21 protein-coding genes are annotated in these 24,581 nt (G+C 74.2%); 13 read left to right on the top strand and 8 right to left on the bottom strand.

Annotated elements, in window-relative coordinates; translation table 11 throughout:
• Positions 1–22: 22 nt before the first annotated feature.
• Entirely contained in the window at positions 23–1,168 is a 1,146-nt protein-coding gene (locus tag BLR33_RS08265; RefSeq protein WP_093783622.1) for a magnesium and cobalt transport protein CorA, read from the bottom strand.
• A gap of 370 nt (positions 1,169–1,538) precedes the next feature.
• Here BLR33_RS08265 and BLR33_RS08260 point away from each other — a divergent pair, with 370 nt between their 5' ends.
• From BLR33_RS08260 to BLR33_RS08245, 4 genes are all read left to right on the top strand, one after another.
• Positions 1,539–2,174, top strand: coding sequence for a suppressor of fused domain protein (locus tag BLR33_RS08260; protein WP_093783621.1), 636 nt, complete (start codon positions 1,539–1,541; stop codon positions 2,172–2,174).
• 93 nt (positions 2,175–2,267) lie between these two features.
• Positions 2,268–2,909, top strand: a complete 642-nt coding sequence (locus BLR33_RS08255) for a DUF6758 family protein (RefSeq protein WP_093783620.1) — start codon at positions 2,268–2,270, stop codon at positions 2,907–2,909.
• Between the two features lie 111 nt (positions 2,910–3,020).
• Positions 3,021–3,881: a PHP domain-containing protein gene (locus BLR33_RS08250; RefSeq protein ID WP_093783619.1), complete on the top strand. Its 861-nt coding sequence runs from the start codon at positions 3,021–3,023 to the stop codon at positions 3,879–3,881.
• A gap of 111 nt (positions 3,882–3,992) precedes the next feature.
• Positions 3,993–4,604: a MarC family protein gene (locus BLR33_RS08245; protein ID WP_093783618.1), complete on the top strand. Its 612-nt coding sequence runs from the start codon at positions 3,993–3,995 to the stop codon at positions 4,602–4,604.
• A gap of 224 nt (positions 4,605–4,828) precedes the next feature.
• On the opposite strand, the gene BLR33_RS35105 is transcribed toward BLR33_RS08245, so the two are convergent.
• The 3 genes from BLR33_RS35105 to BLR33_RS08225 all read right to left on the bottom strand — a co-directional run bounded on the left by BLR33_RS35105 (position 4,829) and on the right by BLR33_RS08225 (position 8,863).
• A complete protein-coding gene (locus BLR33_RS35105) occupies positions 4,829–4,969 on the bottom strand; it encodes a hypothetical protein (RefSeq protein WP_093783616.1) in 141 nt (46 codons plus the stop codon).
• Between the two features lie 93 nt (positions 4,970–5,062).
• Entirely contained in the window at positions 5,063–5,989 is a 927-nt protein-coding gene (locus BLR33_RS08230) for an alpha/beta fold hydrolase (protein ID WP_093783615.1), read from the bottom strand.
• A 795-nt stretch (positions 5,990–6,784) separates the two neighbouring features.
• Positions 6,785–8,863 (bottom strand): DEAD/DEAH box helicase, encoded by a 2,079-nt coding sequence (locus BLR33_RS08225; protein ID WP_245771255.1) that lies wholly within the window; start codon positions 8,861–8,863, stop codon positions 6,785–6,787.
• A gap of 595 nt (positions 8,864–9,458) precedes the next feature.
• On the opposite strand from BLR33_RS08225, the gene BLR33_RS08220 reads away from it, so the two are divergent.
• Entirely contained in the window at positions 9,459–10,205 is a 747-nt protein-coding gene (locus tag BLR33_RS08220) for a ferritin-like fold-containing protein (RefSeq protein WP_093783613.1), read from the top strand.
• A 65-nt stretch (positions 10,206–10,270) separates the two neighbouring features.
• Here the strand turns inward: BLR33_RS08220 and BLR33_RS08215 are convergent, their stop codons facing one another.
• The 4 genes from BLR33_RS08215 to BLR33_RS08200 form a co-directional block, all read right to left on the bottom strand.
• Positions 10,271–10,540: a hypothetical protein gene (locus tag BLR33_RS08215; RefSeq protein ID WP_093783612.1), complete on the bottom strand. Its 270-nt coding sequence runs from the start codon at positions 10,538–10,540 to the stop codon at positions 10,271–10,273.
• Positions 10,541–10,740: 200 nt separating this feature from the next.
• Positions 10,741–10,971 (bottom strand): DUF3107 domain-containing protein, encoded by a 231-nt coding sequence (locus BLR33_RS08210; RefSeq protein WP_093783611.1) that lies wholly within the window; start codon positions 10,969–10,971, stop codon positions 10,741–10,743.
• A gap of 261 nt (positions 10,972–11,232) precedes the next feature.
• Entirely contained in the window at positions 11,233–11,892 is a 660-nt protein-coding gene (locus BLR33_RS08205; protein ID WP_093783610.1) for a TetR/AcrR family transcriptional regulator, read from the bottom strand.
• A gap of 184 nt (positions 11,893–12,076) precedes the next feature.
• On the bottom strand, positions 12,077–12,346 hold the full coding sequence (locus BLR33_RS08200; RefSeq protein ID WP_093783609.1) for a hypothetical protein: 270 nt from the start codon (positions 12,344–12,346) through the stop codon (positions 12,077–12,079).
• Between the two features lie 127 nt (positions 12,347–12,473).
• Between BLR33_RS08200 and BLR33_RS08195 the strand changes: the two genes are divergently transcribed.
• The 8 genes from BLR33_RS08195 to BLR33_RS08165 all read left to right on the top strand — a co-directional run bounded on the left by BLR33_RS08195 (position 12,474) and on the right by BLR33_RS08165 (position 24,202).
• Positions 12,474–13,478, top strand: coding sequence for an alpha/beta fold hydrolase (locus BLR33_RS08195; RefSeq protein ID WP_093783608.1), 1,005 nt, complete (start codon positions 12,474–12,476; stop codon positions 13,476–13,478).
• A gap of 8 nt (positions 13,479–13,486) precedes the next feature.
• Positions 13,487–15,055, top strand: coding sequence for a DUF3152 domain-containing protein (locus tag BLR33_RS35970; protein WP_245771254.1), 1,569 nt, complete (start codon positions 13,487–13,489; stop codon positions 15,053–15,055).
• Positions 15,056–15,154: 99 nt separating this feature from the next.
• Complete coding sequence (locus BLR33_RS36910) at positions 15,155–15,253, top strand: Ms4533A family Cys-rich leader peptide (protein WP_322987145.1); 99 nt, start codon at positions 15,155–15,157, stop codon at positions 15,251–15,253.
• Positions 15,254–15,445: 192 nt separating this feature from the next.
• The gene (locus BLR33_RS08185) at positions 15,446–17,167 is read left to right on the top strand and encodes an ABC transporter substrate-binding protein (protein WP_093783607.1); all 1,722 of its coding nucleotides are present in this window, start codon (positions 15,446–15,448) and stop codon (positions 17,165–17,167) included.
• A gap of 4 nt (positions 17,168–17,171) precedes the next feature.
• Complete coding sequence (locus tag BLR33_RS08180) at positions 17,172–18,347, top strand: ABC transporter permease (RefSeq protein WP_093783606.1); 1,176 nt, start codon at positions 17,172–17,174, stop codon at positions 18,345–18,347.
• On the top strand, positions 18,344–19,333 hold the full coding sequence (locus BLR33_RS08175; RefSeq protein ID WP_093783605.1) for an ABC transporter permease: 990 nt from the start codon (positions 18,344–18,346) through the stop codon (positions 19,331–19,333). The genes BLR33_RS08180 and BLR33_RS08175 overlap by 4 nt, the downstream gene beginning before the upstream one ends.
• 47 nt (positions 19,334–19,380) lie before the next feature.
• A complete protein-coding gene (locus tag BLR33_RS35965) occupies positions 19,381–21,531 on the top strand; it encodes a dipeptide ABC transporter ATP-binding protein (protein ID WP_093783801.1) in 2,151 nt (716 codons plus the stop codon).
• Between the two features lie 1,006 nt (positions 21,532–22,537).
• Complete coding sequence (locus BLR33_RS08165; RefSeq protein ID WP_093783604.1) at positions 22,538–24,202, top strand: DUF3492 domain-containing protein; 1,665 nt, start codon at positions 22,538–22,540, stop codon at positions 24,200–24,202.
• Positions 24,203–24,581 lie beyond the last annotated feature (379 nt).

Below are 24,581 nucleotides of genomic sequence, written 5' to 3'. Positions count from 1 at the left end.
CCGCGGCTCCCCCGCAGCCGCGCTACAGCCAGCCGTTGCGGCGGAAACCGCGGTGGATGGCGTAGCAGATCGCCAGGATCGCGCCCAGGACGGTGGGATAGCCGTAGCGCCAGTGCAGTTCGGGCATGTGGCTGAAGTTCATGCCGTAGACGCCGGTGATCATCGTGGGCACCGCCAGGATGGCCGCCCAGGCGGTGATCTTGCGCATGTCCTCGTTCTGCACCACGGTGGCCTGCGCGAGGTTGGCCTGCAGGATCGAGTTGAGCAGGTCGTCGAAGCCGGTGACCTGCTCGTGCACGCGGGCCACGTGGTCGGCGACGTCCCGGAAGTACTTCTGGATCTCGGGGTCCACCAGCCGCATCGGCCGCTCGCCGAGCATCTGCATCGGCCGCAGCAGCGGCGAGACGGCCCGCTTGAACTCCAGCACCTCGCGCTTGAGTTGGTAGATCCGCCCGGCGTCGCCGCCGCGCGAGGTCTTGCCGCTGCCGGCGGAGAACACGTCGATCTCCACCTCGTCGATGTCGTCCTGCACCGCCTCGGAGACGGCGAGGTAGTCGTCCACCACCCGGTCGGCGATGGCGTGCAGCACCGCCGAGGGGCCCTTGGCGAGCAGCTCCGGGTCGTCCTCCAGCCGCAGCCGCAGCGCCCGCAGCGAGCCGTGCCCGCCGTGCCGGACGGTGATCACGAAGTACTGGCCGGTGAAGACCATCACCTCGCCGCTCTCCACCACCTCGCTGGTGGCGGTGAGTTCGGCGTGCTCGACGTAGCGGATCGTCTTGAAGACGGTGAACAGCGAGTTGTCGTACCGCTCCAGCTTGGGCCGCTGGTGGGCGTGGACGGCGTCCTCCACGGCGAGCGGGTGCAGGTCGAACTCCTCGGCGATGCCGGCGAACTCCTGCTCGGTGGGCTCGTGCAGGCCGATCCACACGAAGCCGTCGCTGCCGTCGCAGGCCGCGCCGGGCCGCCCGGCCCGGACCATCTCCAGCGCCTCGCGCAGGTCGGCGCCCTCGTTGCAGCGGACCCCGTTACGGTAGACGGCGCAGTCCACCACGGCGCTGGGCGTGTTCAGGTCGCGGGCCGGGCCGTAGTCGTAGGACGTCGTGTGCTTGCGCAGGGTGGGTCGCAGGGCCGGGCGGACGACTGCGCGCAGGTCACGGATCATCGACATGGCAAGCTCCTTCACGGACTGGCCGACGGCGCGGGGCCGCACTGAATGCTGATCAGGGCGTGGTGATCACAGGCAGTTCAGGGCGCTCTTCCGACGCGGGCAGGACTCCGCGGAGCGGTGCGGCCGGGGCGGCACCGGTTGATCGCGTTTCACGGCGGCGGGGCCGGGTAGGGAAACGCTGCCACTCACGTCGCGGGGCGGCGTACGGAAGAGCGGCCGGTACTGCACGGTCGACTGGGATCCATGTCAGTCCCACCTCCTCCGGCCGATCCCCGCTGAGGGATGACGTCAGTGAACGCTCCACTTTAGCAACTCCGGAGGCGCCCGATGCCGCGCCTTGCGCGTTCCGTACGCGTTCTATGCTCGCCGTATGGCTGATGTTGTGGCGCTGGTCGAGGCGCGGCTGCGTTCCGCGCTCGGCGAGCCGGACGCCCGGGCCGCGGTCACCTTCCTGGGCACCGACCGGATCGAGGTGCTGCGGTTCACCGCCGGCGGGCTCGTCCGCTACGCCACGCTCGGCATGTCCGCGCAGCCGATGGGCGACCCCACCGCGGCCGCCGCCGACCCGGTCCGCGGGCCGCGCGCGGAGCTGGTGCTGACCGTGCGGGCGGGCGCCGCCGACACCGACAAGGTGCTGCGGCCGCTCGCCGTCCTGGCGGCGTCCCCGCAGGTCGAGGGCCTGGTCGTGGCGCCGGGCGCGGGCCTGGACACCGGGGAGCCGCTGTGGCCGGGCGCCCCCTTCTCCGCGGTGCTGGTCGCCGAGAGCGGCGGCCTGGTCCCCGACCTCGATCTCGATCCGCCGCTCGACCCGGTCCGCTTCCTGCCGCTGCTGCCGATGACGGCGAACGAGGCCGCGTGGAAGCGGGTGCACGGCGCCGCCGCGCTCCAGGACCGCTGGCTCGCCGCCGGCACGGACCTGCGCGACCCGTTCCGGGCCGGGGTGGCGCTGGACCAGGGTTCGCCCGGAGCCGGATCGGGGCCGGGCCCAGGCTTGACCGGAGCTTGACCGTCGCCGGTGCTTCGGCGGCAACCGCGCGCTGCCCTCCGGACGGGTGATCGTCCTTGACGCGGGCACGGGCGGGGAGGACCGTGGGGCCTTATGAGGGGCGAACCCAGTTGCCCGAAGTGCGGGGGAAGGGTCCGTGCGCCCGGGCTCTTCGCCGACTCATGGCAGTGCGCCGTGCACGGCACGGTGCACCCGCTGCAGCCCGTCGTGCCCCCCAGCGTCGAAGCCCTCGCGGTGGCTGTCCACCGCTCGCAGGTGCCGGTGTGGATGCCCTGGCCGCTGCCGGTGGGCTGGCTCTTCTCCGGTGTCGCCGCCGTCGGTGACGACCGCAGCGGCGGCCGCGGCGCCGCCGTCACCTGCTCCGGGCCCGGACCGCTCGGCGGCCCCGGCGAACTCATGCTGATCGCCGAGGAGTTGGGCGTCGGCCTCGGCGCCCGCTACGCCGGCATCGACGGCCCGGACCCCGGCCCGGCGATGTGCGTCGACACCCCGCCCCATGCCAAGGTGCTGGCCGCCGGCCGCCCCACCCCGCTCTGGCATGTCAGCGGCGCCCCCGACGACCGGGCCGTCTTCGCCGGCGAGGCGCGCGGCCTGTGGCTGTGGGCCATCGTCTGGCCCGAGGAGACCGGCCTGCTGATGTACGACGAGCTGGTCCTCACCGACCTGCGCGACGCGGGCGCCGAAGTGGACCTGCTGCCCTGCGGCGCCCTGTCCCCGCGGCTGCTGGCGCGCTGATCCCCGGCGGGGCGGCCCGGCCGTGGCACCCGTACGGGCCGGATATGCTGGAGCGGGCCCGCCACGTGCGGGTCCTGCCAGCCCGTCCCGTCAGCGTCCGTGGAGAGTGTCGTGCGTATCGACCTGCACACCCACTCCACCGCGTCCGACGGCACCGACAGCCCCGCGCAGCTGGTGCGCAAGGCGGCCGCCGCCGGGCTGGACGTCGTCGCCCTCACCGATCACGACACCGTCGGCGGCTGGGCCGAGGCGGCCGGCGCGCTCGTCGGCGTGGAGAGCCCGGGGCTCACCCTCGTGCCCGGCGCCGAGCTGTCCTGCAAGGTCCAGGGCATCAGCATGCACATGCTGGCCTACCTCTTCGACCCGGCCGAGCCCGAACTCCACGGCGAGCGCGAGCTCGTGCGCGACGGGCGGGTGCCGCGGGCGCAGGCGATGGTGGCCAAGCTGCGCGACCTCGGGGTGCCGGTGCGCTGGGAGCGGGTCGCCGAGATCGCCGGGGACGGCTCCGTGGGCCGCCCGCACATCGCCACCGCCATGGTGGAGCTGGGCGTGGTCGGCAGCGTCTCGGAGGCGTTCACCGAGGAGTGGCTGGCCAACGACGGCCGCGCCTACGTCCCCAAGCACGAGTTCGACCCCTTCGCCGCGGTCCGCCTGGTCAAGGCGGCGGGCGGGGTGACCGTCTTCGCGCACCCCGGCGCCCACAAGCGCGGCGAGACGGTGCCCGACGAGGTGATCGCGGACCTCGCGGCCGCCGGCCTCGACGGCCTGGAGGTCGACCACGTCGACCACGACGCCCCCACCCGGGCGCGGCTGCGGGCGCTGGCCGCCGAGTTGGGCCTGCTCGCCACCGGTTCCAGCGACTACCACGGCGAGCGCAAGACCGTCGGTCTCGGTGCGTGCACCACCGACCCCGAGGTCTACCGCGAGATCTCCCGCCGGGCGACCGGCGCCCTCCCCATCTCGCAGGTCTAGCACCCGCGTACCGACCTGCCCGGCCCGCCGCCCTCCGGTGCGGGCCCTCCGTGCGCCGCCGTGCCCCGCGGCCCCCGTTGTCCCCGCCCCCGCTCGACCGAAAGCCCCGTCATGTTCGAAGTACCGCTGTTCGGGTCGGTGTTCGTCACGCTCTTCGTGATCATGGACCCGCCCGGGATCACCCCGATCTTCCTCGCGCTCACCTCCGGCCGGGCCACGAAGGTGCAGCGGCGGATGGCCTGGCAGGCGGCCGCCGTCGCGCTGGGCGTCATCACCGTCTTCGGCATCTGCGGCCAGCAGATCCTGGACTACCTGCACGTCTCGGTGCCCGCGCTGCGAGTGGCCGGCGGGCTGCTGCTCCTGCTGATCGCGCTCGACCTGCTCACCGGCAAGGCCGAGGAGCCGACGCAGACCAAGGACGTCAACGTCGCGCTGGTGCCGCTCGGCATGCCGCTGCTCGCCGGGCCCGGCGCGATCGTCACCGTGATCCTCGCCGTGCAGCATGCGCACGGCTTCGGGCAGCAGCTGTCGGTGTGGCTGGCGATCGTGGCGATGCACGCGGTGCTCTGGCTCACCATGCGCTACTCGCTGGCGATCATCCGGCTGATCAAGGAGGGCGGCGTGGTGCTGGTCACGCGGCTTTCCGGCATGCTGCTCTCCGCGATCGCGGTGCAGTCGGTGGCGAACGGCGTCTTCGGCTTCATCCACGGGAACGGCGGCTGAGCGCGGCAGGCCAGGCGCATGGCCGCGCACAAAGCTGAGCACATGACCGAGCGCACGGCCGGGCACATGCGCGAGCACATGCCCGGGTACATGGTCGGGCGAGTGGCCGGGCACGCGAAAGCGCCCCGTACGTCCATCGGTACGGGGCGCTGCTGCGGGTTGGGTGCGTCGTGTGCGGAAATTCGGCGGGTGGAGCTGGACCTGCGGTGATGCGGTGCTGCGCGCTACTCCGCGGGTCGGATGTAGATGCGCTGGCCGAGTGCGGCGGCCTGCTGGACGATCTTGTCGACTGCGGTGGCGTCCACGACGGTGCTGTCCACGGCCTCGCCGTTGACGTCGTCGAGTCGCATGATCTCGAAGCGCATGGGGCCTCTCCCTTCGTCACGCGTTACATGTGTGGTCAACGAACACCCCCTTCAAAACATTCCCTAGACTAAAGAAATTCTTGCGCGCTGCGATTACTCGCCGGTAAGGGAGTTTCCGCCCCGCCGCTCGGCGTCGGTCCAGAAGTCGATCAGCGCTGCCGCGGTCTGCGCGGGCCGCTCGGCGTTGGGGGAGTGCTCGGCTCCCTTGATCACCACGCGGCGGGCCCCGAGACGCACCGCCATCTCGTCCAACCACGGCACCGGCCAGGCGTAGTCCACCTCGCCGGAGAGTACGAGTGTAGGCACCGGCAGCGCGGCGAGTTCGGCTACTCGGTCGGATTCGGTCATCAACTGGCGGGCGGTGGCAATAAGTTGCTCGGGAACGGTGGTCACCCAGCGGCGGTGCAGAAATTCCTCCAGCCAGTCCGGGTCGGCCGGCTGCGCGGCCGTGCCGTCCTCGGCGACCTGGGCGTCCATCGCGCGCATCGCCTGCCAGGCGGTCTCCATGTCCATCGTCGGCAGGTGGTCGATGAGCAGTTGGGTACGGACCTGCTGCTGCTCGGAGATCGCGGCGGGGCCCGAACTCATCAGCGTCAGCGAGGTGTAGGGCAGGGGTGCGCCCGCCGGCAGGGAGAGGGCGGCGGCCCGCACCACGTGGCCGCCGAAGGAGTGGCCGAGCACGTGCAGCGGGCGGCCGCCGCTCCCGGCGGCCACGGTGTCGGTCTGGGCGAGCAGGTCGGCGGCCAACTCGGCCTGGGCGTACGCCGTCTCGTCCCGCGGGCCGGGCGACTCGTGCTGGCCGCGGCCGTCCACGGCGACGACGCGGTAGCCCGCGGCGGTCAGCGGTTCCATCAGGTCGAGGAAGTCCTCCTTGCTCCCGGTGAACCCCGGTACGAGCAAGGCGGTGCCCTTCTCCTCCAGTTGCGGCGCGCCCTCCACCGCGGCGAACGCCCCCCGCGCGGTCTCCAGCACCCGCGCGGCCACGTTCCTCTTCGGCTTCAGCGAACGGGGTCGACTCATGCAGTGAGGTTACGCTGCGCTCGGCTTTACGGGGGCTACGCGCCTTGCCCCTTGCGGCCTGTCCCCGGCCGGCACCTCCGTGGGTGGTTGCTCGCGCCGTTCCTCGCGCCCCTCGGGTGCGCGTCTGCCCCGCGAGGGTGCCTTTCCGGCTGCGCGCCGGTGGCCTCTTCCCGCGCAGTTCCTCGCGCCCCCAGGAACGGTGGCCCGCCGTGGGGTTCCTGCCTGTTGCCGGCTGCCGGGCCGGTTCGGGGCTGGTCGCGCCGTTCCTCGCGCCCCTTCGGGTGCGCGTCTGCCCCGCGAGGGTGCCTTTCCGGCCGCGGGCCGGTGGCCCTTTCCCGCGCAGTTCCTCGCGCCCCCAGGAACGGTTCCCGCCGTGGGGGTTCTGCGTGTTGTCGGCCGCCGGGCCGGTTCGGGGCTGGTCGCGCAGTTCCCCGCGCCCCTTCGGGTTCCCGTCGTAGGGGTGCGCGGTGTTTTCCGGCCGCCGGGCCGGTGGGTGGTTGCTCGCGCAGTTCCCCGCGCCCCTTCGGGTTCCCGTCGTAGGGGTGCGCGGTGTTTTCCGGTCGCCGGGCCGGTGGGGGGTTGCTCGCGCGGGTCCCCGCGTTCCTCGGGGGACCGTCTGCCGCAGCCCTGCCGTGTCCGGCCGCAGGTGGTGGCCCTTTCCCGCGGCGTTCCTCGCGGCCCTCGGGGGGCTTTTGAGGGGGTGCGGGGGTAGCCCACGCTGGTAGGGGTGGGTGGGCGGGGAACGACAAAGGTGCGGCACCCCTTGTTGCTTGGGGTGCCGCACCCTTGGGCTCGCTACTGCTGGGGGGCTGCCGGGGCCGGGATCTCGGCCGCGGTCGCGGCCTTGCGCGAGGCTCGCTTGCGGGGGGCGGGCTTCGCTTCCTCGGTGGGCGCCGCCTCCGTGGTTGCGGCCGCGGTCGCGGTCTTGCGCGGGGCCCGCTTGCGGGCCGGCTTCGGCTCCTCCTCGGTGGCTGCGGCCGTCGCGGCGGTCGCGGGCGCCGCCGTCTTGCGGGTGCGCTTCGGGGCGGCAGGCTGGGGCTGCACCTCGTCCACTACGGCCTCGGCGGCAGCGGTCGCCGTCTTGCGGGGCGCACGCTTGCGCGCGGGCTTCGCTTCCTCGGCGGGCGCCGCCGCGGGTGCCACGTCGGTCGCAACCGCCGTAGCTGTCGCAGCCGTCGCCGCCGCGGTCTTCCGCGGGGCCCGCTTGCGCGCCGGCTTCGGCGCGACAGGCTCCACCGTCTCGACCGCCGGCTCCGCCGTTCCCACCGCGGGCTCGGCCGTCTTCACCGCCGGCTCCGCCGGCTCCGCCGTCTCCACCGCGGGCTCCGCGGCAGCGGACTTGCGGGTGCGGCGGCGGGCCGGCTTCTCGGCCGGGGGTGCGAGCGGCGGGTCGAGCACTGCGACCGGCTCGGCCGGAGCCACCGACTCACGTACCGTCTCGGGAGCGGCGGCCGCACCGGCGCGGGTGCGGCGGCGGCGCCGCGGGGTGCGGCGCGCCTCGCCGTCCACCGGCTCCGCGGGCGCGGGAATGGCCGACGCGGGAGCAGCCGTCTCGCCGGCACCGCCGGGGGCGACCGTCTCGCCGCCCCGGGTGCGCCGCCGCTGGCGCGGCGTGCGGGTGCGCGCGGGGCGCGGCTCCGCGGCCGGTGCCTGGGAGCGCCCGCGGCGCGGCCCGCGGGACCCGGTCTCGCCCAGGTCCTCCACGGCCTCGGCGTCGAGCCCGGCCCGGGTCCGCTCGGCCCGGGGCAGTATCCCCTTCGTGCCCTCGGGGATGCCGAGCAGCTCGTAGAGGTGCGGGGAGGTGGAGTACGTCTCCTCCGGCTCGTTGAACGGCAGTTCCAGCGCCTTGTTGATCAGCTGCCAGCGCGGGATGTCGTCCCAGTCCACGAGCGTGATGGCGGTACCGGAGGCGCCGGCGCGGCCGGTGCGGCCGATCCGGTGCAGGTACGTCTTCTCGTCCTCGGGCGTCTGGTAGTTGATCACATGCGTGACGCCCTCGACGTCGATGCCGCGGGCGGCGACGTCGGTGCAGACCAGGACGTCCACCTTGCCGTTGCGGAAGGCGCGCAGCGCCTGCTCGCGGGCGCCCTGCCCGAGGTCGCCGTGCACGGCGCCGGCGGCGAAGCCGCGCTTCTCCAGCTGCTCGGCGACGTCCGCGGCGGTCCGCTTGGTGCGGCAGAAGATCATCGCCAGGCCGCGGCCCTCGGCCTGCAGCACGCGCGCGACCAGTTCCGGCTTGTCCAGTGAGTGGGCGCGGAAGATGTGCTGGGTGATGTTGGCCACGGTCGCGCCCTCGTCGTCCGGCGCGGTGGCGCGGATGTGGGTGGGCTGCGACATGTAGCGGCGGGCGAGGCTGATCACCGCGCCGGGCATGGTGGCCGAGAAAAGCATGGTCTGCCGCTTGGCCGGCAGCATCGCCATGATCTTCTCGACGTCGGGCAGGAAGCCGAGGTCGAGCATCTCGTCGGCCTCGTCCAGGACGAGGGTGCGCACGTGCTTGAGGTCGAGCTTGCGCTGGCCGGACAGGTCGAGCAGCCGCCCCGGGGTGCCGACGACCACGTCGACGCCCTTCTTCAGCGCCTCGACCTGCGGCTCGTAGGCGCGTCCGCCGTAGATCGCGACCACCCGCACCGCGCGGACCTTGCCGGCGGTGAGCAGGTCGTTGGTGACCTGCTGGCACAGCTCGCGGGTGGGGACGACGACGAGCGCCTGCGGCGCGTCGGTGAGCTGCTCGGGCGTGGCGCGGCCGGCCTCGACATCGGCGGGCACGGTGATCCGCTCCAGCAGCGGCAGGCCGAACCCGAGGGTCTTGCCGGTGCCCGTCTTGGCCTGGCCGATCACGTCGTTGCCGGCGAGGGCGACCGGGAGGGTCATCTCCTGGATGGGGAAGGGGGTGGTGATGCCGACGGCGTCCAGGGCCTCGGCGGTCTCGGGGAGGATCCCGAGGCTGCGGAAAGTCGTGGTGGTCAGGATGTTGCCTCTTCTGTGAGACGCGGCACTGGCGGCAAGGGGGGTCGAGCCACCGGAGCGCCTAAGGGACGGCGCCGGTCGCTGACCGCGCAGAGGTGTCGTTCGGCCATAGGTCGGCCGCGGAGCGCGGGACCGCTGCCCTCGCTGATGCCGCGAGTGGGCCCCTCCCGATGGCGGGAAGGCGGTCGGTTCGGAGCCGATCGGGCCACCGACCGGGCATCCAGGTGTTGCACACGTCGCCCGCCGGCCGTCGTCACGTGACCGACTTCTCGGCGGGTGCATTACCACTCTACCCCGGAAACGCCCAGCTGCACCCGATCATGTGTTTCGTTCCACTGCGATCGGGCAGGAACGGGCGCTGCGGAGGGCCGCGCCGCACCGTATCCGGGCGGTGCGGCAACCCCGTGCCGTGCCCGTCGGGCCGCGGAGGCCCATGGCGTACGGCACCGGACCTCGCCGCCCGCCCTCGTCACCCGCCGGTTTGGCTATTGTGCGGGCCATGGACGACGAGACGCCTGAGTCGACGGACGCGAAGCCGCAGCCCCCGGTCACCGGGATCGCCGCACAGGACTGGGCGGAGGCCAGTGCGCAGCCGCAGTACCGGGCCGCCGTGGTGGACCTGCTGGGCGCACTGGCCTACGGGGAGCTGGCCGCCTTCGAGCGGCTCGCCGACGACGCGAAGCTCGCGCCGACCCTGGAGGACAAGGCGGAGCTGGCCGCGATGGCGACCGCCGAGTTCCACCACTACGAGCGGCTGCGCGACCGGCTGGCCTCGATCGGCGAGGCGCCCAACGACGCCATGGCCCCCTTCGCCGCGGCCCTGGACGGTTTCCACCGCCAGACCGCGCCCTCGGACTGGCTGGAGGGCCTGGTCAAGGCGTACGTCGGCGACGCCATCGCCTCCGACTTCTACCGCGAGGTCGCCGCCCGGCTCGACTCCGACACCCGCGAGCTGGTGCTCGCCGTTCTCGACGACACCGGGCACGCCTCCTTCGCGGTGGAGAAGGTCCGCGCGGCCATCGCGGCCGACCCGCGGGTCGGCGGGCGGCTGGCGCTGTGGGCGCGGCGGCTGATGGGCGAGGCGCTCTCGCAGGCGCAGCGGGTGGTCGCCGACCGGGACGCGCTGTCCACGATGCTGGTCGGCGGTGTCGCCGACGGCTTCGACCTGGCCGAGGTGGGCCGGATGTTCTCCCGGATCACCGAGGCGCACACCAAGCGGATGGCCGCGCTCGGCCTGGCCGCCTGACGCGCCGCAGGTTCCTTCCGACGCGCCGCCGGTTCCCCCTCAACCCCGGCGGGAACCGGGCCCGGCTAGACCCCGGCCTTGGCGTGGCGGCCGCGCCGGGGCGGGCCGGCCAGCAGGCTCAGCAGCACCGCCGCGGTGAGCGCGGCGGCGGGATACGTCAGCTCCGGGTGGCGTTCACCGACGACGCTGAACGCGACGAGGCCGCCGATGAGCGCGGCCACCGGCCCGGTGGCCAGGGTGAGCGGGCTCAGCCCCAGCCGGGCGGGGAACACCCGCCCGGCCGCCCACGAGACCACCAGCCCCAGCACGGCAAAGGCGACGGCGTTCCAAAGCATCGTCAACTCCCCTCGGTGGCATGCGGCTACGCCCGTACGGGACGCTACCTACCCGTAACAACGCCGCCATGAAACGGGACCATGCCCTCCGCTTGTTCGCCCGCTGTGAACGCGACGTGGCCGCGTCCCCCCGCCGGGCACGCAAAAGCCGCACCCCCGGGAGGGGATGCGGCTTTTGGATGCTGCCGGTGCCGCCCGCGTCAGAGGGCCGCGCCGAAGCCCACCCGGCGGGTGGCGGGCTCGCCGATCTCGACGTAGGCGAGACGGTCGGCGGGGATCAGGACCTTGCGGCCGTGCTCGTCCACCAGGGTCAGCAGCTTGGACGTGCCGGACAGCGCCTCGGCGACGGCGGTCTCCACCTCGTCCGCCGACTGCGCGCTCTCGATGTTGATCTCGCGCGGCGCGTGCTGCACGCCGATCTTGACCTCCACGGCTTGGATACCTCCGATGGTCGGGCGGTGTGCGCGGTCCTCTCGCGCCGTACGCTGCACAGACTAGCCCGGCGTGGCGGGCCGCATCGGACACGCCGGGAACGCCGTGAGCGAACAACCGGCGACCGCCGGGCGGCGCCCCCGGGGACCCCGGAGGGCGCGGCAGCGGCTTGCCGGTGGCCCGAGAGCGGCCTGCCGGCGGCCCGTCAGTGGCTCGCCGGCGGCCCCACAGCGCCCTGTCAGCGGCCCGTCAGTGGCCCTTCAGTGGTGCCCGTCGGTCCCGTGGTGGCCTTCCGCGCCGTGCAGCGGGAAGCCGGCGACGCCCCGCCAGGCGAGCGAGCTGAGCAGCGAGACCGCGGTCTCGCGCGGCACGTCGCTGCCGCTGGCCAGCCAGTAGCGGGCCACCACCTGCGAGACGCCGCCCAGGCCCACGGCCAGCAGCATGGAGTGCTCGGGGGCGAGCCCGGTGTCCTCGGCGATGACCTCGCTGATCGCCTCGGCGCACTGCAGCGCCACCTTGTCCACCCGCTCGCGCACGGCCGGCTCGTTCGTCAGGTCGGACTCGAAGACCAGCCGGAAGGCGCCGCCCTCGTCCTCGACGTAGGCGAAGTAGGCGTCCATGGTCGCCTCGACGCGCTGCTTGTTGTCCGTGGTGGACGCCAGCGCGGTACGCACCGCGTGCAGCAGTGACTCGCAGTGCTGGTCGAGCAGGGCCAAGTAGAGTTCGAGCTTGCCGGGGAAGTGCTGGTAGAGCACCGGTTTGCTGACGCCGGCCCGCTCGGCGATGTCGTCCATCGCGGCCGCGTGGTAACCCTGGGCGACGAAGACTTCCTGTGCCGCGCCCAGCAGCTGTTCGCGCCGGGCCCGGCGGGGCAGACGGGTGCCGCGCGGCCGTGCCTGAGTCTGCTCGATGGCTGTCACGCCGCCTCCCAGTTCGTGAGGGTTCCGGTGCGGGTCCTGCCGGAATGCACCGCGGTGGCCATCGTACTTTTGGGTAACGGCCTCGTGCCGCCCGCGGCCGCACATTCTCACACCCTGGTACTCCCGGGCAGGGCGCGCGAGGTACTCCCGGGCAGGGCGCGCCGCAGGCCGCCGCAGGGGGCGGTCACCGGTAGTCGTCCTCGTCGAGGGTCACCACGCGGTGCTGCTCGGCCTCGTCCGCCGGGTCCGCCTCGATGCCGGAGGGCGGGGCCTGCTCGCCCTCGTCGGCCTCCTCGCCGGGCACCACGTCCGCGCGCTGCTCGGCGGCGTCCGCCTCGGGCGCCTCCAGGTCGAGGTCGTTCTCCTCCGCATCCCCGGTGTTCGCGGGGTCCGCGGCCTTGGTGCCGGCCGCCTTCCCGGCGGGGTTCTCGGTGCGGTCGGTCGGGTGGGACATGGCGCCTCCTCGTGGTACCGGTGCGAGTCGAGCGTCTCCAGGGAGCCTATGGGCCCTGAGATGCTTCTGACCACTTGTGGCGGCGAACACACCGGCAAGGTGCGTGATCGCCTCGTAACATTGGCGCATGCCCACGACCGATCACTCCAATGCGGCCGTCGCACCGGTGTCCGTGCCCCCCAGGGGCCCGCTGCTCGCCGACGGGGAGTCGGCCCGCACGGTCCGGCTGCCCGGGTTCAGCCTGGTGGTCCGCTCCCGCCCCGGGCCCGGCCTGGAGCCGGCGCTGTTCGTGCACGGCCTGGGCGGCTCCTCGCAGAACTGGTCGGCGCTGATGGCGCGGCTGGAGGGCAGCGTGGCCCCCGAGGCGCTGGACCTGCCGGGCTTCGGCCACTCGCCGCCGCCCGACGACGGCGACTACTCGATCCCCGGGCACGCCCGGGCGGTGATCCGGCTGCTGGACGCCGGGGGGCGCGGTCCGGTGCACCTGTTCGGCAACTCCATGGGCGGCGCGGTGGCGGTGAAGGTCGCCGCCGCCCGGCCCGACCTGGTGCGCACGCTGACCCTGGTCTCGCCCGCGCTGCCCGAGGTCCCGCCGCAGCGCACCGCCTGGCCGACGGCCCTGGCCGCGGTGCCGGGCATGGTCGCGCTGTACGGGCGGCTGACCCGCGACTGGAGCGTGGAGCGGCGCACCGCCGCCCTGCTGGCGCTGTGCTACGGCGACCCGGCGGTGGTGGACCCGCGAACCCGAGAGGAGGCGGCCGCGGAGTACGACCGGCGGCTCGCCCTGCCGTACTTCTGGGACGTGATGGTGCGCTCGACCCGCGGCATCGTGGACGCGTACACCCTCGGCGGGCAGCACGCGCTGTGGCGCCAGGCCGAGCGGGTGCTCGCCCCGACGCTGCTGGTGTACGGCGGCCGGGACAAGCTGGTGTCGCCGAAGAGCGGCCGCCGTGCCGCCCGCGCCTTCCGCGACCGGCGGCTGCTGGTCATCCCCGGCAGCGGCCACGTGGCGATGATGGAGCACCCCGAACTGGTGGCCCGGGCCTTCCGCGACCTGCGCTACGACCTCGCCCACCGCAGTGGCGGGCGGGCCCTCGCGGAACCGACGACGACCGCGGCGACCGGGAGCTGAGCGAGAGCGTGGGCAGGCACAGCGCACCGGGCGGCCCGGACGACGGGGACCGCCTGGACCGGGGGATATCCGGTACAGGCGGTACAGGCGGCACGAGGAACACGGGCAGTACGGGCGGCGGCAGTCGCGCCCCCCTGGGCGGTACGGACCCGTTCGACGCCTTCGAACCCCTCGACCCGTTCGGTCCGGACGGCCTCGACCTGCCCGCGCCGCCCGCGCCCGGTACCCCCGGCTACATCAGCGGCACGCTGCCCTCGGGCCCGCCCGGCACCGGGCGGCGGCGCCGCGGGCCCGCCGAGGAGAGCGACTACTTCGTGCCGGTGCGGCCCACCGGACCGCACGTCCCCGGGCAGCGGCCCGGCGGCACCTTCGACCGGCTCGGCGACCGGCTCGGCGACCGGCTCGGCGACCGGCTCGGTGACCGGCTCGGTGACCGGCTGGGCGACCGGCTGGGGCACGCCCAGCACCCCGAGCACCCGGAGCACGCCGCCTGGGGCCGCTCCGGCACCTGGCCCGCCGCGGCCGCCGGGCACCGGGACCGGGCGGCCGAACTCGTGGAGGAGTGGGCCGCGGACTGGGCGGCCCACGACACCGCGTCCGGCGGTGGCGGTGCCGATCGCCCGCCCGCCGCCGGACGGCCGGTCCCGCGACTGCGACAGGAGTTCGTCGACGCCTTCGACGTGCCCCCGCCGCCCCGGCCGGCGCGCCCGGCCGCCGAGCCCGCACCGGAACCGGAACCGGCCGACGCGGCGGCGGCCGCGCCGCCGGCCAAGCGCGGCAGGGGCCGTGCGCTCAGCGGCATCGCGGCCGCCGCGGTGATGACGACTCTGGCCGTCGTGGTCGGCATGCACGTCCACCGCAGTGATCATCGCCACACCGGCGGCGACGGCCGCCCCGGTGGCGGGACCCGCCCGGCGGCGGGGGAGGACCCCGCGGCCGCGCCCTCGGCGAGCGCCACCGCGACGGCGACGGCGGCACCGGACTACGACGCGCTGATGTCCCGGCAGTACCCGCTGGACCCCGGGCTCAGCCTGTCCGGCGACTTCACCACCGTGCCCGGTCACCAGGCCGCCCCGGGCCGCGGCAAGGTGGTGCGCTTCCGGGTGGACGTCGAGAAGGGCCTGCCGCTGGACGCCGGGCTCTTCTCCGACGCGGTCTTCAAGACCCTCAACGACCCGCGCAGTTGGGGCCACGGCGGCGCCATGACCTTCGAGCGGGTGTCAACAGGCCCGGCTGACATCGTCGTCACCCTCGCCAGTCCGGGCACCACCGACAAGTGGTGTGCGAAGTCCGGATTGGACACAAGAGTTGACAACGTGTCATGTGACTCGGCGTCGACTCCCCGGACGATGATCAACGCCTACCGGTGGGCGCGGGGCGCGGCCACGTACGGCAGCGGGCGCATGCTCGAGTACCGGCAGATGCTCGTCAACCACGAGGTCGGGCACCGGCTCGGGCACGGCCACGTCGGGTGCCCGAAGGAGGGCGCGCCGGCGCCGGTGATGATGCAGCAGACCAAGTTCCTGTCCCTGGACGGAGGTCCCACCTGCACCCCCAACCCCTGGCCTTTCCCCTGAAGCACGGCCGTGGGAAGCGGGCCGGATCATAAGTGTTGCTTTGTGATTGCCAATGATCGACTTTGACTTTTCTCTGCGCCGCCAGGCACCCTTCTGGGCATGGCACAGCGCAACATCCGTCCCCTCGTCCGCACCGGTTTCGAGCTGGTGCTGATCGGCGTGGCCGCGCACAGCGTGGCCGACGTGCACTGTCGCTGACCCCACCGGCCGGTCCCCCGCGTCGAGGCACCGCCTCCGCGACCAGGGGCCGGCTCCGGCAGGTCCGGCCGCCCGCCACCGCGGGCCACCCGGACCGCACCCCCCGAGCACCACCCCCTTGCGCGCGCCCGGCGAACCGGCGCGCACCTTCCCCTGCTCGGGCCCCGACCGGGCCCGCGAAAGGTCTCCACCATGCATCGCTTGTCCGTGACGCCTCGCAATCTGGGCGTGATAGCCGTCGGCCTGGCCCTCGCCGGAGGGGCCGTCGCCTGCGGCCCCAAGAGCGCGGACTCGGCCGCCAAGAGCGGCACCGACGCGGCCCCGCACAAGGGCGGCACCCTCTACGTGCTGAACAACCAGCCGCAGACCAACTTCGATCCGGCCCGCCTCTACACCTCCGGCGGCGGCAACATCCCCTCGCTGGTGTACCGCACGCTGACCACCCGCAACCGCGCCAACGGCGCCGCCGGCAACAAGGTCGTCCCCGACCTCGCCACCGACACCGGCACGCCCAGCAAGGACGCGACGGTGTGGACGTACCACCTCAAGGACGGGCTGAAGTACCAGGACGGCACGCCGGTCACCGCCGCCGACATCAAGTACGGCATCGAGCGCTCCTTCGCGCCCGAGCTGTCCGGCGGCGCGCCCTACCTGCGGGACTGGCTGGTCGGCGCGCAGGACTACCAGGGCCCGTACAAGGACCCCAAGGGCCTGCCGGCGATCCAGACGCCGGACGCGAAGACCATCGTCTTCCACCTGAACAAGCCCGAGGGCGACTTCCCGCTGCTGGCCACCCAGACCTCCTTCTCGCCGGTGCCCAAGGCGAAGGACACCGGCACCAAGTACGCCGACCACCCGGTCTCCACCGGCCCGTACGAGGTGGTCAGCAACCAGAACAACGGCGAGCACATCGTGCTCAAGCGCAACCCCGAGTGGTCGCGGGCGACCGACGACCAGCGGCAGGCCTACCCCGACACCATCGACGTGCAGTCGGGCCTGGACCAGGCCGTCATCAACCAGCGGCTGTCCGCGGGCGTCGGCAAGGACGCGGACGCGGTGACCACGGACACCAACCTCGGCCCGGCCGAGCTCGCCAAGGTCACCGGCGACAAGGCGCTGGCCTCGCGGGTGGGCACCGGCCACTTCGGCTACACCGACTACCTGGCCTTCAACCCCAAGGTGAAGCCGTTCGACAACATCAAGGTGCGCGAGGCCATCGCCTACGCCGTGGACCGCTCCACCGTGGTCGACGCCGACGGCGGCTCCGCGCTCGCCGAGCCCGCCACCACCTTCCTGCCCCCGCAGGCCGCCTTCGGCTACACCCCGTACGACCCCTTCCCGGCGGGCGCGAGCGGTGACCCGGCCAAGGCGAAGGAGCTGCTGAAGGAGGCCGGCTACCCCCACGGCCTGACCGTCACCCTCACCCACGACACCAACAAGGGCGGCGAGGAAGGCCCCGAGGTCGCCACCGCGATCCAGGACGCGCTGAAGAAGGCCGGCATCACCGTCAAGCTCGACGGCCTGGAGCACAACGCCTACGACGACAAGGTCTACAGCGTCAAGACCGAGCCGGGCCTGTTCCTGGCCGGCTGGGGTGCCGACTGGCCCTCCGGCGGCCCGTTCCTCGGCCCGATCTTCGACGGCCGGCAGATCGTCAAGGACGGCTACAACTTCAACAGCGCCCAGCTGAACGACCCGTCGGTGAACAACGAGATCGACGCCATCAACAAGATCACCGACCTGAGCGCGGCCGCCAAGCGCTGGGGCGCCCTCGACAAGAAGATCGGCGCCCAGGCGCTGACCGTGCCGCTGGTGCACCCCGTCTACAAGCGGCTGTACGGCAAGGACATCCGCAACGTCGTCATCAGCGACTGGACCGGTGTGCTCGACGTCTCCCAGGTCGCGGTGAAGTGACGCCGTGAGCGCGGACACCCTCACCACCCTCCCGGAGGGCGGCGCGGCTCCACTGGCGCCGCCCTCCGGGGCGCGGCAGGTCTGGCGGCGGCTGCGGGCCAGGCCCGCAGCCGTGGCCGGCGGCGCCGTCGTCGTCCTGCTGGTGCTCGTCGCGGCCGGCGCACCGCTGCTCGCCGCCCTCGAAGGCCAGGACACCACCACGTACCACGCCGCGCTGCTCGACTCCCGGGCCGGCGCGGTGCCGCTGGGGCACTTCGGCGGCATCAGCGGGCAGCACTGGCTGGGCGTCGAACCCGGCACCGGCCGCGACCTGTTCGCCCGGCTCGTCTACGGCGCCCGCACCTCGCTCGCCATCGCGCTGGGCGCCACCGTGCTGCAGGTCGTCGTCGGCGTGGCCCTCGGGCTGGCCGCCGGCCTCGGCAACCGGTTCGTCGACGCGCTGCTCAGCCGGGTGACCGACGTCTTCGTCACCATGCCCGCGCTCGTCTTCACCATCGCCCTGCTCGCGATCGTGCCGAGCGGCTTCCCCCGCCCGGTGCTGCTCGCGCTCGTACTGGGCCTGCTCGCCTGGGGCGGCACCGCCAAGATCGTCCGCGCCCAGGTGCTCGCCCACAAGTCGCTGGACTACGTGGCCGCCTCCAAGCTGGCCGGCTCCAGCACCTGGCGCACCGCCCGCCGCGAACTGCTGCCCGCGCTGGTCGCGCCCGTGCTCACCTACGCGGCGATCCAGCTGCCCACCAACATCGTCTCCGAGGCGGGCCTGTCCTTCCTCGGCATCGGCGTCACCCCGCCGACCTCCTCCTGGGGCCAGATGCTCTCCTCGGCCGCGACCTGGTACCAGGCCGACTCCGCGTACGTGCTGCTGCCGGCGCTGCTGCTGTTCGTCACGGTGCTGGCGTTCACCGTCTTCGCCGACGGGGTGCGGGTCGCGCTCGACCCGCGCGCGGCCGGGCGGCTGGGGGTCGGCACGCGCAAGGAGCGGCGGGCGGAGGCCCGCAAGGCCGCGGGGGCAGGGGCGGCCGATGCCGCCGGGTCCGTTTCCGGGTCCGCTGCTGTGACGGCCACCGCCGATGCTCCGGGGAGTGCCAACGGTCCTGCGGCCGCTTCCGGTTCGTCGGCTGCCGCTGCCGCTGCCGACTCCGGCTCCGGCTCCGGCGAGGAGAAGGGCGGTGCCCGGTGATCCGCTTCGCCGGCCGGCGGCTGCTGCAGGCCGCCGTCGTCCTCCTCGTGCTCGCCGCGGTGCTGTACGCGACCTTCTACCTCGCGCCCGGTAACGCCGCCCAACTCGCCTGCGGCCCGCGCTGCTCGGTGGCGCAGGTGCACCAGATCCGCGTGCAGATGCGGCTGGACGACCCGGTGTACGCGCAGTTCTGGCACTTCGTCCAGGGCATATTCACCGGCCACGACTACAGCACCGGCACCGGCACCCTGCACTGCCCGGCGCCCTGCCTCGGCCAGTCCTACCGCACCGGCGACCTGGTCACCCACATCATCGCCGAGAAGCTGCCCGCGACCGCCTCGCTCGCCCTGGGCGCGATGGTGCTGTGGCTCGTCCTCGGCATCGGCACCGGCCTGCTCTCCGCGCTGCGCCGCGGCTCGATCGTCGAGCGCCTGCTGACCGGCTTCACGCTGATCGGCATCGCCACACCGGTGTTCATCACCGGCATCCTGCTGCTCCTGGTGTTCTGCGCCTGGCTGCGCTGGCTGCCCTACCCGACGTATGTGCCGCTGACCTCCGACCCGCAGCAGTGGGCCTGGAACCTGCTGCTGCCCTGGGTGGCGCTGGCCCTGGTCGAGGCGGCCAAGTACGCGCGGCTGACCCGCAGTTCGATGCTGGAGACGCTCGCCGAGGACCACATCCGCACCTTCCGCGCCTACGGCGTCGGCGAGGGCGCGCTGGTCCGCCGGCACGCCCTGCGCGGCGCGCTGTCCCCGGTGATCGCCCTGTCCGCGCTCGACCTCGGCACCATGTTCGGCGGCGCGCTGCTCACCGAGACGCTCTTCGGCGTCCCGGGGCTGGGGCAACAGCTCGTGCAGTCCGTGCAGTTGAAGGACCTGCCCGTGGTCGTGGGCATCGTGCTGGTGATGGGGCTCGCCGTGGTGGTCGCCAACGCGGTCGCCGACGTGCTCTACGCGCTGGCCGACCGAAGGGTGGTGCTGCGATGAGCGGCACCGAGGCGACGAGCGGCACCGACTCCACGACGGTCGAGGACATGACGGCAGCACCCATTTCCCCCGCGCTCCCCACCGGCCCCGGGCCCGCCCCGCTGGCCGAGGTCGCCGACCTGCGCATCGACTTCCCCACCGACGGCGGCACCGTACGGGCCGTGGACGGGGTCGGCTTCACCCTGCGCCCCGGCGAGGCGCTCGGCCTGGTCGGCGAGTCCGGCTCCGGCAAGAGCGCCACCGCCTACGCCCTGCTCGGCATGCACCGCGGCACCGGCGCGCGGGTGACCGGCACCGTCCGGGTCGCCGGCACCGATGTGCTCACCGCCCGTGAGGAGGAGCTGCGCCGGCTGCGCGGCGGCACCGCCGCCATCGTCTTCCAGGACCCGCTCTCCTCGCTGGACCCGTACTACGCCGTCGGCGACCAGATCGCCGAGGTCTACCGGGCCCACCACAAGGCGTCCCGCTCGGCGGCGCGGGGCCGGGCGGTCGAGGTGCTCGACCGGGTCGGCATTCCCTCGGCGGCCAAGCGGGCCCGGCTGCGGCCGCACGAGTTCAGCGGCGGCATGCGCCAGCGGGCCCTGATCGCGATGGCGCTGGCCTGCCAGCCGCAGCTGCTCATCGCCGACGAGCCGACCACCGCGCTCGACGTCACCGTCCAGGCCCAGATCCTGGACCTGCTGCACGAGTTGCGCGAGGCCGAGGGGCTGGCGCTGCTGCTGGTCACGCACGACCTGGGCGTGACGGCGGCGAGCGTGGACCGCCTCCTTGTCCTCCAGCACGGTCTGCCCGTGGAGTCCGGCCCGATGGCCGAACTGCTCGGCTCGCCCCGCCACCCGTACACTCGCGCCCTGCTGAGTGCGGTCCCGCGGCTGGACGGCGAGGGCCCGGCGGTGAAGCCCGTGCAAGAGCTGGCGGAGGAGGCGCCGGCGAAGGGCGCCGAGCCCGAAGCTCTCGGTGAGGGGGCCGTGTCGGAGGGCGCCGAGGCCGAAGCCGACGGTGGGCGTGCCGTGTCGGAGGGTGCGGCGGCTGAACTCCCGTCCGGGGAAGGGGCGTCGGAGGGGGCCGCTGCGGAAGTCCCCGCTGGGGAAGCCGCGTCGGAGGATGCCGAGGTCGAAGCTCGCGCTGGGGGTGCCCTGTCGGAGGAGGCGGCGGCTGGAGTCCCGGCGGGAGAAGGGGCGTCGGAGGACGCCGCTCCGGAAGTACCCGCTGAGGAAGCCGTGCCGGAGTACGCGGCGACCGAAGTCCCGGCTGCGGAAGCCGCGTCGGAGGGTGCTTCGGTCGAAGCTCTGGGCGAGGGGGCCGTGTCGGGGGCTGTCGGCCGTACGCTCGCCAACGGCGCCTCGGGAGCGGGTGCGGCTTCCGGTGGGGAGCCCTTGCTCGAAGCCGTGGGGCTGCGCAAGGAGTTCGGACGCGGGCGGGAGCGGTTCGCCGCCGTGGACGGGGTGAGCCTGACGGTCGCGGCGGGCGAGACGCTCGGCGTCGTCGGCGAGAGCGGCAGCGGCAAGACCACGCTCGGCCGGATGCTGGTGCGGCTGCTCGACCCGACCGCGGGCGCGGTCCGCTACCGCGGCCGCGACATCGCGGCCCTCCGGGAGCGGCAACTGCGGCCGCTGCGCCGGGAGTTGCAGATGGTCTTCCAGGACCCGGTCTCCTCGCTCAACCCCCGCCGCAGCATCGGCGAGTCGATCGCCGACCCGCTGCGGGCCGAAGGGCGCCTGACCGAGAGGGAGATCACCACCCGCGTCGGCGACCTGCTGGAGCGGGTCGGCCTGGACCCGGCCTGGTACCACCGCTACCCGCACGAGTTCAGCGGCGGTCAGCGGCAGCGCGTCGGCATCGCGCGGGCGCTCGCCCCGCAGCCGCGGCTGATCGTCTGCGACGAGCCGGTCTCCGCGTTGGACGTCACCACCCAGGCCCAGGTCGTCGCCCTGCTCGGCGAGCTGAAGCGGGAGTTCGGCGTGGCACTGGTGTTCGTCGCCCACGACCTGGCCGTCGTCCGCCAGGTGAGCGACCGGGTGGCGGTCATGCGCTCGGGCCGCGTGGTCGAGGAGGGCACGGCCGAGGACGTCTACGGCAACCCCCAGGACCCGTACACCAAGGGCCTGCTCGCCGCCGTCCCGGTCCCCGACCCGACCGAGGCGGCAGCCCGCAGAACGGCCCGCAAGGCAGTAGCGGCCCAGCTGGGCGTGTCCTGACAGGTCCGCCTGCCTGTCGCGGTTTCGTTCTCCGACCGGCGGTCGTCCTGCGGAGCTGTCCGCAGGGCGGCGGCCGTCCGTCCCGGCTCTGCCGGACGCGTTCGCCTGCTCGTGTCGGGCCTCGATCCGGCTGGGGGCCGCGGGGCCTTTCCGCACGGCAGCGGCAGCGATCGCTTGCCTGGGCCGGAGCGGCAAGCCCCGTTTGCCCGTCGCTGTTTCGGCCTCCGACCGGCGGCTGTCCTGCGGAGCTGTCCGCAGCCGTTCGCCGGGGCCCGTCGTGACGAGTCCGCCTGTCCGCCGCGGTTTCGTTCTCCGACCGGCCGTCGTTCTGCGGAGCTGTCCGCAGGGCGCCGGCCGCCCGTCCCGGTTCTGCGGGACGCGTTTGCCTGCTCGTGTCGGGCCCCGCTCCGGCCGGGGCCGCGGAGCTTTTCCGCACGGCAGTGATGGCGATCGCTTGCCTGGGCCGGAGCGGCAAGTTCCGCCTGCCCGTCGCTGTTTCGGCCTCCGACTGGCCCGGGCTGCGCGCTGACGAGCCGTGACCGGGCCGTGGTCTGCCGAGCCGTCCGCAGGGGTAGCAACGGCCAACCGGACAACGCCCGCCTGACGCCGCCTCGCCCCGCCCGCGGCTCCCGGCTCCGCGTACCCCGATAGTTCGCGGAAGCGCGGCCGCGGCGGATCGCCGTCCTGGGCCCGCTCACCCGGGCGGTGGCCCCGCCTCGGCGTACACGGCAAGTGCCAGGAGCGCGCCAGGGGTTGGGGGCGCTGCCCCTCACCTGCCGGGCGCAGCCCCCGGGCGGGGCTCCGTAAACGCACCGGCCGCCGGGAAGGTTACGGCTCTTCACCCCTTCTGATGGCGCCGCGGACAACCGTCCGCCGCGGCACCGTTGTCCCGGCATAGCGTGCTTCGCGCCGGGCGGGCGCCGACCGCCGTCCATGGCGGTGCCCCCGGAGGGACGCGCCCGCCCGGCATGGCCGTACGTCCGTCATGCCGAGAGGGGGCGCACCCGTGCGCATCGCACTGCTCACCGAGGGTGGCTATCCGTATGCGCGAGGTGAGGGAGGAGCGTGGTGCGAACGGCTCGTCCGCGCACTGCCGCAGCACGCGTACGACGTCTACGCGCTCAGCCGCTCGCCGCGTACCGAGGCCGGCGGCCGGGTCGAGGTCCCGCCGCAGGTCGGGCAGGTCCGCACCGAACGGCTGTGGGGCGAGCCGCCGGCCCGCCCCGCCACCGGCGGCCGGGCCGACCGCCGGGCCCGCCGTGCGGCGTTCGGCTGGCACTTCGGCGACCTCGCCGCAGCTCTGGCCGGCGCCCCGCAGCGGGCGGGCGCCGGGCCGACCGCCGCACGCGGCCGCGCCGACCGCTTCGCCGCCGGGCTCTACGGACTGGCCGAGACCGCCGCCGAGTTCGGCGGGCTGCCCGACCTGCTGCGCGGCGAGGACGCCCTGACCGCGCTGGAGGCGGCCTGCCGGGCCCCCGGGGTGCGGCCGCTGCTCCAGGACATCACCGTCACCGAACTCCTCGCCGTGGCCGCCCTCCTGGAGCACCAGCTGCGGCCGCTCTCCCTGCCCTGGTACGGCCCCGACGCCCTCGGCTCCGCCGATGTGTGCCACGCCGTCTCGGGGGGCCCGGCCACCCTGCCGGGACTGCTGGCCAAACGGTTCTGCGGCACCCCGCTCATCGTCACCGAGTACACCGTCCGGGTCCGCGAGGCCCTGCTCGCCCACCGCGCCGCCGGGCTCACCCCGGCTGTGCGCGCCCTGCTCGGCGACTACCACCGGCTGCTCGCCGGCGAGTCCTACCGCCAGGCCGCGCTCATCACCCCCGGCTCCACCCACGTGCGCCGCTGGCAGGAGCGCTGTGGCGCGCCGGCCGAGCGGCTGCGCACGGTCTACCCCGGCATGGACGCCGCCCGCTTCGCCCGCGCCGGCGAGGAAGCGGAGGCCGAGGCGGCCGCGCCCGCGGCGCACGCCGACCCCACCGTCGCCTGGGTCGGCCGGGCCGAGCCCGCCAAGGACCTGATCGCCCTCCTGCACGCCTTCCGCACCATACGGGCCGAGGAACCGCAGGCCCGGCTGCGGGTCTTCTACGCCCCCGCCACCGACGAGCGCTCGGCCGCCTACCTCGGCCACTGCCGCACGCTCGCCGCCCAGCTGTTCCCCGACGAGGCGGCGCACCCGCACGCGGTCGGCGAGAACCCGGTCACCTTCGAGGAGATCGGCTCCCCGGGCGCCCCCGAGGCGGCGGACGCCTACGCGGCCGGCGACGTGGTGCTGCTCTCCAGCAGCGCGGAGGGCTTCCCGCTCAGCCTTGTCGAGGCGATGTTCTGCGGGCGGCCCACGGTCTCCACGGACGTGGGCGCCGTACGGGAGGTGATCGGCGGCACCGGCCTCATCGTGCCGCCGCGCAACCCGCGGGCGCTCGCCGACGCCACCCTGCAGCTCCTGCGCGGGCCCGAGCGCGCCGCCCGGCTCGGCGCGGCCGCCCGTGAACGCGCGCTCGCGCTCTTCACGGTCTCCACCTGCACGCGGGCCTTCCGCGACGCCTACCTGAGCGTCGTCGCCCACCACCCCGTCCCGCGGGAGCCCTTGCACGACGCGTCGGGGGCGCCGCGCCCCTTCACCACGCCGGCGGAGTCCCTCGCACCGACCACGCTGACCCCCTGTCATTAGGAGCCATCTGCCATGCGGCCTTCCCACGTTGACGAATCGCTTCTGCTCCCCGGCGGGGGCGCCCCCGCCGGGTTTTCCGAGGAGGGGGACGACGCCGGGCCCGAGGACTCCGAGGGCGGCGGCTTCGCGCGCGACGGGCTGGGGATAGCGCCGGACGCGGGGGAGGGGGGCAAGGGCGTCGGCCTGCCGGGACAGCGGCGGGGTGGGGCAAGCGGCACCCCCGGTACGGAGGGTGGGGCTTCGCCGGAGGGGCGGGGCGAGGTGTCCCGCGAGAAGGGGGTGGCCGCGGGGGAGGCGGAGTCCGCCCGTACGGGTGGTGGTCGTGAGGAGGAGGAGGGGGGTCGGAGGTTGTCGCCGGAGGGCGGTGACGGCGCGTCAG

Origin of the sequence: Actinacidiphila guanduensis (assembly GCF_900103985.1) — a bacterium.
In the GTDB taxonomy this organism is placed as follows: Bacteria; Actinomycetota; Actinomycetes; order Streptomycetales; family Streptomycetaceae; genus Actinacidiphila; species Actinacidiphila guanduensis.
Note: the sequence above shows the minus strand (reverse complement) of the source record. Positions and strands in the feature narration are given on the sequence as shown.